This is a genomic window from Nonomuraea sp. B19D2, from assembly GCF_040137845.1.
Taxonomy (GTDB): Bacteria; Actinomycetota; Actinomycetes; order Streptosporangiales; family Streptosporangiaceae; genus Nonomuraea.
On sequence record NZ_JBEFAK010000077.1, the window covers coordinates 25034 to 36372 of the forward strand.

General features: G+C 67.8%; 12 protein-coding genes. 7 read left to right on the forward strand and 5 right to left on the reverse strand.

Going from position 1 to position 11339, the window contains the following annotated elements; all coding sequences use genetic code 11:
* Nucleotides 1–267: 267 nt before the first annotated feature.
* The 3 genes from ABN273_RS55910 (at nucleotide 268) to ABN273_RS55920 (ending at nucleotide 1750) form a co-directional block, all read left to right on the forward strand.
* Nucleotides 268–444 (forward strand): hypothetical protein, encoded by a 177-nt coding sequence (locus ABN273_RS55910; RefSeq protein ID WP_349457928.1) that lies wholly within the window; start codon nucleotides 268–270, stop codon nucleotides 442–444.
* Nucleotides 438–1085 carry a hypothetical protein gene (locus ABN273_RS55915; protein WP_349457930.1) on the forward strand — a complete coding sequence of 216 codons (648 nt, stop codon included), beginning with the start codon at nucleotides 438–440 and terminating at the stop codon, nucleotides 1083–1085. The genes ABN273_RS55910 and ABN273_RS55915 overlap by 7 nt, the downstream gene beginning before the upstream one ends.
* Before the next feature lie 104 nt (nucleotides 1086–1189).
* The gene (locus ABN273_RS55920) at nucleotides 1190–1750 is read left to right on the forward strand and encodes a GNAT family N-acetyltransferase (protein ID WP_349457931.1); all 561 of its coding nucleotides are present in this window, start codon (nucleotides 1190–1192) and stop codon (nucleotides 1748–1750) included.
* A 300-nt stretch (nucleotides 1751–2050) separates the two neighbouring features.
* Here the strand turns inward: ABN273_RS55920 and ABN273_RS55925 are convergent, their stop codons facing one another.
* The gene (locus tag ABN273_RS55925) at nucleotides 2051–3163 is read right to left on the reverse strand and encodes a pectin acetylesterase-family hydrolase (RefSeq protein ID WP_349457932.1); all 1113 of its coding nucleotides are present in this window, start codon (nucleotides 3161–3163) and stop codon (nucleotides 2051–2053) included.
* A gap of 115 nt (nucleotides 3164–3278) precedes the next feature.
* Here ABN273_RS55925 and ABN273_RS55930 point away from each other — a divergent pair, with 115 nt between their 5' ends.
* Both ABN273_RS55930 and ABN273_RS55935 read left to right on the forward strand, forming a co-directional pair.
* Nucleotides 3279–4619: a sensor histidine kinase gene (locus ABN273_RS55930; protein WP_349457933.1), complete on the forward strand. Its 1341-nt coding sequence runs from the start codon at nucleotides 3279–3281 to the stop codon at nucleotides 4617–4619.
* A complete protein-coding gene (locus tag ABN273_RS55935) occupies nucleotides 4616–5278 on the forward strand; it encodes a response regulator (RefSeq protein ID WP_349457934.1) in 663 nt (220 codons plus the stop codon). The genes ABN273_RS55930 and ABN273_RS55935 overlap by 4 nt, the downstream gene beginning before the upstream one ends.
* Nucleotides 5279–5333: 55 nt before the next feature.
* Here the strand turns inward: ABN273_RS55935 and ABN273_RS55940 are convergent, their stop codons facing one another.
* The 4 genes from ABN273_RS55940 to ABN273_RS55955 all read right to left on the reverse strand — a co-directional run bounded on the left by ABN273_RS55940 (nucleotide 5334) and on the right by ABN273_RS55955 (nucleotide 8940).
* Nucleotides 5334–6314: a nucleotidyl transferase AbiEii/AbiGii toxin family protein gene (locus tag ABN273_RS55940; RefSeq protein ID WP_349457935.1), complete on the reverse strand. Its 981-nt coding sequence runs from the start codon at nucleotides 6312–6314 to the stop codon at nucleotides 5334–5336.
* Nucleotides 6311–6949: a hypothetical protein gene (locus ABN273_RS55945; protein ID WP_349457936.1), complete on the reverse strand. Its 639-nt coding sequence runs from the start codon at nucleotides 6947–6949 to the stop codon at nucleotides 6311–6313. The genes ABN273_RS55940 and ABN273_RS55945 overlap by 4 nt, the downstream gene beginning before the upstream one ends.
* A gap of 173 nt (nucleotides 6950–7122) precedes the next feature.
* Nucleotides 7123–8058 (reverse strand): DUF5829 family protein, encoded by a 936-nt coding sequence (locus tag ABN273_RS55950; protein WP_349457937.1) that lies wholly within the window; start codon nucleotides 8056–8058, stop codon nucleotides 7123–7125.
* A gap of 300 nt (nucleotides 8059–8358) precedes the next feature.
* Nucleotides 8359–8940 (reverse strand): TetR/AcrR family transcriptional regulator, encoded by a 582-nt coding sequence (locus ABN273_RS55955; protein ID WP_349457938.1) that lies wholly within the window; start codon nucleotides 8938–8940, stop codon nucleotides 8359–8361.
* A 120-nt stretch (nucleotides 8941–9060) separates the two neighbouring features.
* On the opposite strand from ABN273_RS55955, the gene ABN273_RS55960 reads away from it, so the two are divergent.
* Nucleotides 9061–10233, forward strand: coding sequence for an MFS transporter (locus tag ABN273_RS55960; RefSeq protein ID WP_349457940.1), 1173 nt, complete (start codon nucleotides 9061–9063; stop codon nucleotides 10231–10233).
* Between the two features lie 109 nt (nucleotides 10234–10342).
* Nucleotides 10343–10876, forward strand: a complete 534-nt coding sequence (locus tag ABN273_RS55965) for a hypothetical protein (protein WP_349457939.1) — start codon at nucleotides 10343–10345, stop codon at nucleotides 10874–10876.
* The last annotated feature ends 463 nt before the right edge of the window (nucleotides 10877–11339 follow it).

An 11339-nucleotide genomic window follows, 5' to 3' on the forward strand; every position in this document is an offset into this window, starting at 1 on the left:
AGCTGTAGCCCTCAACCCACGCACGCTCATGACACTTGAGCTTCGGCTGGGTACTGCCGACTTCGATGACGCGAATGCCGGTATTTCGCCACCCGTCGAAATGACAGTGCCCATTGCCGGACCGTGGGGCCGCTTCGGTGTCCGGCCCAAGACCTCGCCGGTGGCCGCTGAACGCATGGACATGGTATGTGGAGATTCCGGCGCGACCTCGAACCATCGATCGTGTAACGGCGTCCAAACAAGATCACAGCATCAGAAAGGGCTCACGTGATCAACTGGTTGAACGGCACCTTCGGGGCCGGCAAGACGGTGACCTCCAACCAACCGATGTCCCTGCTTCCCAGCGCTCGCCTCTTCGACCCCGAAACGGTGGGCCGCCACTTGCGGCATGTCATCAACGAGGAGATCGACGGCTTCCAGAACGGGCCGGCCCAGGCATGGTGAACCGCAGGCGCGCCGCCCGCACCACGCAGCGAATCGACGTGACCCGCCTTCCCGAAGACGTCGTGGCGCTCATCGATGCCCTCGAGCCTGGTGAGAGTCTGGTCGTCACGCGTGACGGCGGGTCGATCGCGGCGATCTCCAGCACTGTCGACGTGGTCCAAGGGGCCATCGTCGATCGTGATGCGCCGGATGACGCGAACGATCAAGCGCCAACGAACTACGAGAACGTGACAGTCGTGGCTACCGCGATGGAGCTGTCGGCCGCGGCTCGGCTGGCGCTGTCCACCCAACTCGGAACGGACTATGTCGTGCTCGACATGCACGCAGCTCCCAAAACAGCCGATGTGCTGCTGATACCACCAGGAAGCCCGCAACTGGTCGCAGCGCTCCGATCGATGTTCCCCGAAGCTCGGGTCATCATCACCGAAATCGAGGACCACGAACTCGGAGTTCAGTATCACGGCCCGGTTCGACGGCTGCTTGACGCCGGCGCCGATGCGTATCTACCTCCGGCGAGCCTCCCACACCTGGCCAGGCAGCTTGACTACACGCTGAATCAAGGGCGTGAGATCGCCGGTGGCGCCGCCACGCCACTCCAGATCGCGCCGGCCGTGGAGTCAGCAGGTCCAGACGACGAATGACGCCTCGGGCATCCCTTCGGCCGGGCAGGTGCGCATTGACGCCACGGGCGCGGGCGAGTGCGGCAGCCCCAGACAATGATCCCGTGTTCTACGATCATGAGCCTATGAGGCAATTGCGCACACTATCTGCCACAGAAATCCCATCGGAACGACTCCTGCTTCGCAAAGCGCACGAGACCGACCGAGAAGGATTCATCGAGCTCTTTACCGATCCCGAGGTTCAGGCATACATCGGTGGGCCCCAGCCTCGGAGTGACGTCGAGCAGCGCTTCGATGCAGTCGGCACCGCCAACGCGACAACCAGGCCTGGCAATTACGTTATCGCGGACAACGCGACGAACCGACTTATCGGACTGTTGATGCTCGCCCGCCGGTCGAACGATCGCCCCGGGCGTGTCACCGAGGACGGCGAGGAACTGGAACTGGGCTATGTACTGCGGCGCAGTGCCTGGGGCGCGGGGTTCGCATTCGAGGCCGCAACGGTCGCGTTGCGCGCTGCGGCTGACGAACTCCCCGACCAGCCGGTCTTGGCCGTGACCCAGACCGCGAACAAGCGATCTCTGAAACTCGCCGCCCGCCTTGGCTTCCGCCCCATCAGCACGTTCGAGGAGTTCGACGCTGAGCAGACGCTCTGCATGGCTCAACTGTCCATGTTCCGAAGCTGACCTCAGATCCAACACAGCACCTTGCGGCACGCCCCCCGCCAGGTACGCGCGGCCCGGCCGAAGAGTCCCAATCTGACAGTGGCCAGGTCAGATGTCAGTACGGCACACGAGCCGTCAGTGGACTTGCCCGGTGGGCCATCGGGAATGGCAGTAGGCGCGTGCACGTGTCCGGTCCCAGCAAAGGTGGCAGCTTCTCAGCGATCCGCGCGGTCGCCACGGCAGACGGTGTGTCCGGATCTGTCGATGTAAGCGCATTCGATCTTTCCTGAAATCGGTGGTCGGTTTCGTTGAGGGGCGCGTTCACGGACCACACTGGTCGCAATGGACGTCTTGGGGCGGTTCGTTAGTGATCAGCGTGTGGAGCCAGTCGACCAGGCGGACGCCCTTCACCTTGATCTCATAGAATTTGTCGGGCTCGAAGATCTGGTGGTCGGCGCCGGGTGCGGTGTAGCTGTGCAGGGACACCCCGGCGGCCTCGACCGCCGTCTCGTTGCCGTCGATCTCGGCGAGGAGGTCCGGCGGATTCCCGTCCAGCCACTGGGTCAGCTCCGAAGTCGCGTTCGGGTCGTAGGCGAAGTCGAAACGGGCCAGCACGAGGTGGGGATTGTGCCGAGCAGCCTGGGTCCAGAACCGGGGGACGCCCCAGTCGCGGACGGTAAGCCCGTTGACCGCCCAGTCGGGCATGGTGTCGTAGGCGCCCCACCGGGCATCGAGGATTTCGGCGTTGAAATCGGGGTTGTTCGGCCAAGCGCCGGACTGGGCGCCGAACACGATGACCTTGGCGTTGGGGAGCCGGTCGGCGACGAGGCCGCCGTAGATGGGGGCGGCGACCGACCCTGCGGTCTTGCCGATGACGACAACCTGCTCGGCGTTGGGGTAGTGCTCGGAGAGGTGGTTGAGCGCCGCCGTACCGTTGACGTAGCCGCGGTGCTCGACGGTCAACTCCGGCGAGTACTTCTGGGAGACGTTGCCCAGGTGCGCATCACCGGTGCAGGAGCTCACATAGAGGAATGAGTAATCGGCGAACGGGTTGTCCGCCCGAGTGGTGTCGAACATTCCGCTTCGGTTCTCCGGCTCCACGACCGCGAGGTTGTTGGCGTAGAAGTCGTTCCCGGCGCGGTCGCGGGTGAAGGCACACATCTTCGCGTCCCAGCAGACGCCTCCGCCGTTCAGGAAGAACACGACCTTGGTCGGATCGGCCCGCCGCTCCCAGAAGTTGAACCGGCTGCCATCGGCGCAGTGGCAATCGCCTGCCGGTACGACCCGGTCCCACGCCATTTCCTTGCGGGTGCTGCTCAGGCAGGCGCTGCTGCCGGCCAGCACGAGGGCCAGAGCGGCCAGCAGGAGCAGAGGTGTTCTGTGCACACGGTCGTGGCGAGGACGGCCGCCGACGTCGCGGGAGATGTTCGTCATGGGTCACAGGCTGCGCGGTACCGCAATGGCCGCGCACCTGCCCGTGGTCATGTTCCGAACCCTGACCTTCGACGGGTTCCGGGCGGCGGCGCCGAAGCTTAAGGTGTCGCCTGGTATGAAAATTCACATGGCGGCCCTATGGGGCGCCTTACGCAGCTCGCGCGTCCAGGATGCCGGCCTCGGCGCCCTGCTGCTTGCCGGCACGTGGGCGGTCAATGGTGCCGCCGCGACTCCGGAGACCAGCGCTTTGTTCGCCGAAGCGGTTTGGCTGCGGGAGCCGCCGGCCCGGTGGGTCTTGATCGGGGTCTGCATCGCCGCCGTGGCGGTGCGCCGCAGGTGGCCGATTCCGGCGCTCGCCGCGGCATCGCTCGCCGCCGTGGCACAGATGGCGCTGGCGGCAGCACCAGTGCCCGCCGACCTGGCCGTTCCGATCATCCTCTACACGATCGCCGCGCAGCGGCGGCGCGAGGTGTCGCTCGCACTGCTCGGTGCCGCCCTGGCCGTGGCGACGGCATGGTCGGCGTACGTGGCCCTCGACGGCAAGACCGACGGCTGGCGCCATGAAGGGCGGCCCTTCGGCGTCGGCGGACAGGAGCGCACGCCGGAGGCTCCTGCCAGGCCACCGCAGGGAGCGCCCGACGGACCGCGGCAGGGCGGCCAGGGATTCACGACGTTGGGAGCGACGGACTGGGGCGGGATCCCCGTCCTCGGCTCCCTGCTGGTCGTCGCCTGGGCGATCGGCTGGGGCATCCGCAGCCGCCGCGCTTACCTCGGCGAGCTCGAGGCGAGGGCACGAGACCTGGAGCGCGAGCGCGACCAGCAGGCCGCGCTGGCAGTGGCTGCCGAGCGGGCCAGGCTGACCCGCGAGCTGCACGACGTGGTGGCGCACGGCCTGGCCGTCATCGTGATGCAGGCGCAGGGCGGCGCCGCGGCATTCGCCAAGCGGCCCGCAGACACCCTCTCCGCGCTGGACACCATCGTTGCGACAGGCCGCGCCTCGCTCGCCGACATCCGTCACGTGCTGTCCGCGTCCGGGCAGATCGACGACCCTGCGCGGCCGGTGCCGGGCCTGGCGCAGCTGCCCCGCCTCATCGACCAGGTACAACAGGCAGGCACCCCGGTCCAGCTGCACATCAACGGATCGCCACGGCCGCTGCCCACCGGCGTGGACGTCTCGTCATACCGGATCGTCCAGGAGGCGCTGACCAACACGATGAAGCATGCCGGGTCGGGAGCCTGCGCCCAGATCGTGGTGACCTATACAAGCGAGGAGTTGCGGATCGATGCCAGCGACAACGGCACCGGCGAGTCGGCCTCTGGCGGGACCGGCAACGGACTGAGGGGCATGCGGGAACGCGCGGCACTACTGGGCGGCGAGGTGGCGTCCGGCCCGGGGCCGGACGGCGGTTATGTCGTGCGGGCCCGCATCCCCCTTGATCTGGGAGAGACCGCATGATCCGGGTGCTGCTGGTCGACGACCAGGCCCTGCTCCGCGCCGGTCTGCGGATGATCCTCGAAAACGCCGAGGACATGGACGTCGTCGGGGAGGCCGACGACGGCGCCACGGCCACCGCCCTGGCGGTTGAAACGACGCCCGACGTCATCCTGATGGACATCCGGATGCCGGACGTCGACGGGCTGGAGGCCACTCGTCGCATTCGCGCGTCGCTTCCGGACGGACCGCGCATCCTGATCCTCACCACCTTCGATCTCGACGAGTACGTGTACTCCGCGCTGCGGGCCGGCGCCAGCGGGTTCCTGCTCAAGGACACCCTCGCCGCCGATCTGCTGTCCGGGATCCGCGTGGTGGCCAGGGGCGACGCCATCGTCGCGCCACCGGTCACCCGGCGGCTGATCGAACGCCACATCGGCACGTCCGGCGACCCGCTGCCCCGTACCGAGGCTGAGCTTCGCGTCCTCACCGAGCGAGAACGCGAGGTGCTCGAACTGATCGCCCGAGGCCTGTCCAACGCCGAGATCGCCGGCCGTCTCTTCCTCACCGAGGGAACCGTGAAGGGCCACGTCAGCCGCGTCCTGGCAAAGCTCGGTCTGCGGGACCGGGTGCAGGCCGTGATCTTCTCCTACGAGTGCGGCCTGGTCCGCGCCGGCGCGTGACGATCCACCGTGCCGACGTTACCGGTATGCAAAAGGTGTCTGGACCCGGACGACTTCACCGGCGGAGGAAGGTCGGGGCCAGCGCGTGCGCCAGACGCCTCTTCCAGACGTGCGCCTGACCCTGGACCTGCGGATACTCGACCTGGAACTCCTCCCAGTCCACGTCCCAGCGCCGAATCGTGTCCAGGTCGAACTCCGCTGCCTCCCGCTCGCCCAGCGCCTCCTCCAGAACCTGCCGGAGCAGCTCATCGGGCAGCGTGACGCGCTCGGCCAGCAGTACGGCGTCGTAGAGGTCCTTGCCCTGAGCCCATATGTCGGAGGCCAGCCAGAGGATCTTCCAGGCCAGAGAGAGCTCGGGGGTGGCGGCCTGGACGAGGGTCGGCTCGCCGCCACCCGCCCGCGGGATCAGCGCCGTGACAGGTGGGACCGGCAGCCGCTCGTTGAAGACGAAGTCGAGCTGAACGGTCCCTGACGGCAGGTCCGCGGCGTGCCAGGTGAACACCAGACGCTGCCCCGGTGTGCGGTCGTAGGTCCAGATGTCATCGACGCGGATGCCGGTGGCCTCGACGGCCACCGTGCCGGACGCGTCCGGATTGTCCGCCACGGCGCCGATGAGCCCCTTGAACATCTCCGCCGTGAACGAGCTCTCGAGTTCGACGTCATGCGGCACCACCACCCAGTCGAGGTCGCCCGGATCCCGGGCCTCGGCCCCGATCCACGCCTCCAGCAGCAGGCTGCCGCGCAGCACGAGGTTCTCCGACCAGGGCGAGCCCGCGACGATGCCGACCAGGTGGTCGATCGCCTCCCGCCGCGCCCGCCGCCAGCGCCGCCCGGTCTCCTCGTCCTCGAAGGCCGGCTCTCCGGCACGGAAGGCGTAGGTGAACTGCTTCAACGCTGGATCGAAGATCCGCGGCTGGCGGACGCCGTCACCGCGCGTGAGAGGCAGGTACGTCACCGGGACGTCAGGAGATTCCTCCGCCGGCATGTCGTACCGGTCGGACACGGGCTGCTTCTTCTGCTTCCGCCGCGACGTCATCGCTCCTCGATCCAGCCGTTGTCGATGCCGGGGTTGTCGTCGTGCACCACAAACTCCTGCTCGGTCTCGAGCACCGCGAAGTCGGCCGACCTCAGCTCCGCCACAAGTGCGTCGAACCGCCGTGTTGCCTCGGGCAGGCCGACGTTCCTGCAGCGCTGCGTCACGAACCGCTCATAGGAGCCGTCGCCGCGCAGCCGCCTGGCGTTTCGCGACACGTGCGCCGAATGCCGTCCGGCGATCGCGGCCAGGGCTGCCGGGTCATCGCCGACCGCCACCTTGGCGTGGTGCTCGAAATAGCACGCGGCCAGCGCGGCCGCCGCCTTGTCGCTCGCCGGCACGTCATCGTTCCACGGCGCGGCCTCGATCTTGACCCGGACGACGTCGAAGCCCGCCTCACGCAGCCGCGCCACGCTGAGCGCGGCGGCGGCCCGCTGGCCGGTCAGGGTGCCGCGGCCGGTGAAGGTGAGCATGGGCTGGGAGGGGACCTCGCCGCGGGCGAGCACGATGTGGGTGAGTTTTCCGCCGTTGCGGGCCGCCCAGGGGGCCAGGCGCTCGAATGCGGTGCCGGCCGCGACGGTCACATGGATGTCGAAGACACCTGCGAACTCCAGGCCGGACGGCGATCGTTTCCCCATGACCGCACATCGTTCCATCGGACGACGCCCGGTTCGACCAGTTTTCTCCTCGGCCGCCGCAGCGAGCACGGGGATCACGGTGTCTCGAATGACACCGTGCCGGCGCCAGACAGCCCGGCCGGTGACGATCAACGTCGTCACCGGCCGGGCGCGTGAAGGAGGTGCTAGGGGCTTTACTGCGGGGCGTCGAAGTTCCACTGGGCGCTGGCGCCCGGGCCCACGACAAGGGTCGAACGTCCGATCCGCTCCTCATGCCGAGTCGCCACGGACTGGTTGAGCGACATGGCGACCTGCTTCAGGCCCGCCTGCTCACGCGCAACGGAGTCGAGCTGGATGGTGGTGCCGCCGCCGGACGCGATGGCGCCGCCCCCGGTGATCGCGACCTCGAACCCGCCGGCTCGCAGCACCGGCACCGCGTTGGCCAGGTCTCGTTCGGGGACGCCGATGCGGATGTAGGTAATGTCTCGCATCAGATGGTCCTGGTAGGCGTCGGGCAGGTAGCGTTCCCGGCTGACGTCACCGGTGTAGCTCTCCGGCTCGGTCTGGCTGCGCGGGTCGGCGAAGTACTCCGGGAAGTACTCCATCGCCCACGGGTCGAAGGCTTCGTACTGGGCGGAGGTGGTGCGGATGGTGTCGAACCACGGGATCGGGACGCCATCGCCGAAGTCACGCGTCTGGCGGTATGTGGCCGGGTCGGAGATGCCCTGGGCTTTGAGCTGCTCGGTCACCTTGGCCAGGTCGCCGGCGCGCTCGGTTGAGACGGCCAGCCCGGCGGAGCCGAAGAGGGCGTCCTGGCCGGGCAGGTCGCCCTCGCCGAACAGCTCGATGTAGGTCTCGCGGCCCTTGAGGTAGCGGCCCTTCCAGGTCAGCCCGCCACCGGTCGTGGTGCGGACCTCGAAGTTGGCGAACTCGCGCAGGTAGGCGGAGTTCTCGACGGCGTCCGCGGTCGCGCGGTCCACCACGCTGTAGGCGTGGTTGTAGAACAGCAACTGCTTCTGGGACGACACGCGGGCCTCTTCGGCCTGGGCCGTTCCCACACCCCCCGCGATCGCGACGGCGCAGGTCGCGGTGAGAACGGTGATCATCCGTAATGTCCGGCGAATCAGCATGGAAGTGATCTTAAAGCGAGGATGATCACCTTCACTATCGTTTTGACAAGACCCATATCGCCAATGTGGCGACCCTATACCGGCGATGTGGCGAGCCCGTCACGTCCGCTCCGGCCGGTCCGACGACGGGCTCCAGCCGCCGGACGAGATCGTGAAGCCCAGACTCACGATCGCCCGATGGCTTCTCGCGGCCGACGTCCCCGAACGCTGGGCTGCGAGCGGTGACCGGGTGGGACATCACCCCTGAGCCAGTCCCACTGTCACCAGGCTCCCGGCAATGGCGGGCGGCCGGCATGGGGGTCAGGTCGCAGATGTCGTGAGCGTTTTGATGGTGAAGTCGATCGCCGTGGCGAGCCGCCCGGGATCGTGTCCGGCGCGTTCGCGTACGCGCAGTCCGAGCACCGTCGTGAACAGCAGCTCCACTGCGGCCTCGACGTCCAATGTGGCGGGCAGGTCGCCGTCGCGGATGCCGCGGCGCAGCAGTGACGCCAGCGTTCTCCTGGTGACGTCGAACGCGGCCTCGGTCCTCTGCTGGACCTCGGGGTCGGTGGTGCCGAGCTCGGCAGCCGTATTGACCACGAAACAGCCGCGACCGGCCTCGTGGCTGATCATCCAGATCAGCCACTCCCGCAGGATCTCGAGGCTGGGACCGGGAGCGCTGAGCTGCTCTTCGGCTTGCGTGGACTCGGTCGCCCGATAGTGGTCCAGCGTCCGCAAGAACAGGGTGTGCTTGTCGTTGAAGGTGCGATACAGGCTGCTCTGCTTGAGCTTGAGCTCGGCGCCCAGATCACGGACGGACGTGGCGTTGTAGCCGCGATGCCAGAACAGGCGGGTCGCCTTGGCGATCACGTCTTGCTCGTCGAACTCCCTGGGCCGCGCCATGGTCACCACTCTACCAAGATTGTGGAGCGATCGTTCCCGTATTAAGGTGTGCCGTCATATGGGAGCGACCGCTCCCGAATGAGAGAGAGGAGATCCGACATGACGGCAACGGACCCTGCGATGACCGGGCGAGACGCGTCAGCGAGGAATCATTGGGTCGCGGTGTCCGCCGTGGCCTTTGGCACATTTCTCCTGGTGACGGCCGAGCAGCTGCCCATCGGGCTGCTCAACCCCGTCGGATCGGCGCTGTCGGTTTCTGCGGGCGCGGCGGGGTTGATGGTCACGGTCCCCAGCATCGTCGCCGCCGTCGCGGCGCCGGTGGTCCCGGTGCTCGTCGGCAGGATGGACCGCAGGCTCTTGCTCGTCGCCTTGATGGGGCTCATGACGGTCGCCAACCTGGCCTCCGCCCTGGCCCCGGACTATCCGCTCCTGGTCGCCGCCCGCGTGCTGGTCGGGGTGGCGATCGGCGGGTTCTGGGCCATCGCCGGCGGTCTGGCCGTCCGGCTCGTCCCCGCCCCGCTCGTGCCGCGGGCCACAGCGATCATCTTCGGCGGCGTCGGGGCCGCGAACGTCTTCGGCGTTCCCATCGGCACGATGATCGGCGGGCTGGCGAGCTGGCGGATCGCGTTCGGCGCGCTGAGTGCCCTCGCGCTGGTCGTCCTGGTCGCGTTGCTGGCCGTGCTGCCGCCGTTGACCGCTGCTCAGCCCGTCGGCCTGTGGCGGCTCGCCGACCAGTTCCGTAACCAGGGCGTCCGGGTCGGCATCCTGGCGACCTTCCTGATCGTGACCGGCCACTTCGCGGCCTACACCTTCATCAGCCCGGTGCTGCGGGATCTGTCCGGCATCGATGCGCAACTCGTCGGGCCGCTGCTGTTCGGATTCGGCGTGGCGGGCGTCGCCGGGAACTTCGTCGCGGGTGCCGCTGTGGCCAGGAGGCTCCACCGGACGGTTCTCTCCATCACCGCCGCCTTGGGGGTGACCGTGCTGCTCTACCCCGTGGCGGGGCTCACCGCCGCGGGCGGGGTGACGCTGCTCGTCGTCTGGGGCGTGGTGTACGGCGGGGTCTCCACGAGCCTCCAGACGTGGATGATCAAGGCCGCGCCACAAGCAGTCGAGGAAGCATCCGCCTTGTGGGTGGCGGTGTTCAACCTTTCGATCGGTCTCGGCGCGTTGGCCGGCGGCACAATCGTCGATGCCCTGCCGCTCCAGGGCATCCTATGGCTCGCCGGCGTTCTCGTCCTGGCGGCCGGGGCGGCAGTGTGGAGTGCACGCCGAAACGAGAGCCTTCGCTGACCCGTCTCCCGGTCCAGATGCCCGCCCCTTCCGCGCGGCGACGATCAACCTGAAGGTGATCGCCATCTCTGGTTTCCCCGACCGGGGGCGGGGCTGCCATAGTCGTTAGATGGATCATCGTTCCCGCGCCTGGGCTGAGCGGCGGTTGCGGTCGCTGGCTTGGCTGGAGTTGCTCAACATCCCGCTGCAGGCGGTCGTCTGGTTCGGCGTGGTGGGGTTTCCGGTGACGGCGGGAAACAGCGTGGGTTTCACGTTGTTCGCGCTTCTCCTGCTGGAGGGAGCCGGGTATTGGTCAGCCAAGCTCCGCCAGCTCGCCACGCGAAACAGGTCCCTCCCGGGAGCCGGGGTCTTCGTGGTCGCCCGCAGGGGTAACGTTGCCGTGCTGGTGGCTGGATTGTTGTTCATCGTCTGGACGGTGGTGGTCGATCCGGGGGCGGGAAGCTGGCCAGGCCTGGGGTTCGGGCTGTTTGCGGTGCTGGAGCATGTGAATTACTTCCACGTCCAGCTCATGTACGACACTGCTGAGGATCTCCGCTACCTGCGCTCGCGTGGCCTGCGCCGGGCCCATCTGGCCCGCGATCTCGCAGTCCGCAAGCGTCGTTCTGTCGCGCCGCTGATGACGAACGGCGGCTCCCAAGACTGACCGGCCTGTGTTCGGGGGACATGGAGACGGGGTTGCCGCAGCATCCGTCGGGCTAAGATCCGTTCTGATGAACGCCGACAGCAGTGGGCCACCGGCTCCCCGTCTCGCCGGCATCCGATCGCGCTGGCGCCGATGGGCGGATCGGCCGGCGGGGCGCTCATCGGCACCCGCTTCCAGGCCACGGCCGAGGTGCTGGTCGACCCTTCGATCGCCAAAGCGATTGTCGAGGGACGCGGGCAGGACACCAGGCGCAGCAGGCCAAACAGGACTACCAGGATGCCGTGGCCCGTGGGGACGTGGCCCCGTTGCCGGTGTGGGCCAGCGAGGCCATCGATTGGAGATCTAGGGCGCGGACCCCTGGCTTCAGCCATGGGGGTAAGCCCTTCTGTCGAATCTTTGAGCGGTAGATAGATCAACTCCGTATATTGATCCGTGTGGCTGTGACCTTGCGCACGAACAGCAA

Bases quoted from the DNA above. Each gene is read 5' to 3' on its own strand.
- ABN273_RS55915 (WP_349457930.1), top strand. From the start codon at position 438: ATGGTGAACCGCAGGCGCGCCGCCCGCACCACGCAGCGAATCGACGTG.
- ABN273_RS55920 (WP_349457931.1), top strand. From the start codon at position 1,190: ATGAGGCAATTGCGCACACTATCTGCCACAGAAATCCCATCGGAACGA.
- ABN273_RS55925 (WP_349457932.1), bottom strand. From the start codon at position 3,163: ATGACGAACATCTCCCGCGACGTCGGCGGCCGTCCTCGCCACGACCGT.
- ABN273_RS55930 (WP_349457933.1), top strand. From the start codon at position 3,279: ATGAAAATTCACATGGCGGCCCTATGGGGCGCCTTACGCAGCTCGCGC.
- ABN273_RS55935 (WP_349457934.1), top strand. From the start codon at position 4,616: ATGATCCGGGTGCTGCTGGTCGACGACCAGGCCCTGCTCCGCGCCGGT.
- ABN273_RS55940 (WP_349457935.1), bottom strand. From the start codon at position 6,314: ATGACGTCGCGGCGGAAGCAGAAGAAGCAGCCCGTGTCCGACCGGTAC.
- ABN273_RS55945 (WP_349457936.1), bottom strand. From the start codon at position 6,949: ATGGGGAAACGATCGCCGTCCGGCCTGGAGTTCGCAGGTGTCTTCGAC.
- ABN273_RS55950 (WP_349457937.1), bottom strand. From the start codon at position 8,058: ATGCTGATTCGCCGGACATTACGGATGATCACCGTTCTCACCGCGACC.
- ABN273_RS55955 (WP_349457938.1), bottom strand. From the start codon at position 8,940: ATGGCGCGGCCCAGGGAGTTCGACGAGCAAGACGTGATCGCCAAGGCG.
- ABN273_RS55960 (WP_349457940.1), top strand. From the start codon at position 9,061: ATGACCGGGCGAGACGCGTCAGCGAGGAATCATTGGGTCGCGGTGTCC.
- ABN273_RS55965 (WP_349457939.1), top strand. From the start codon at position 10,343: ATGGATCATCGTTCCCGCGCCTGGGCTGAGCGGCGGTTGCGGTCGCTG.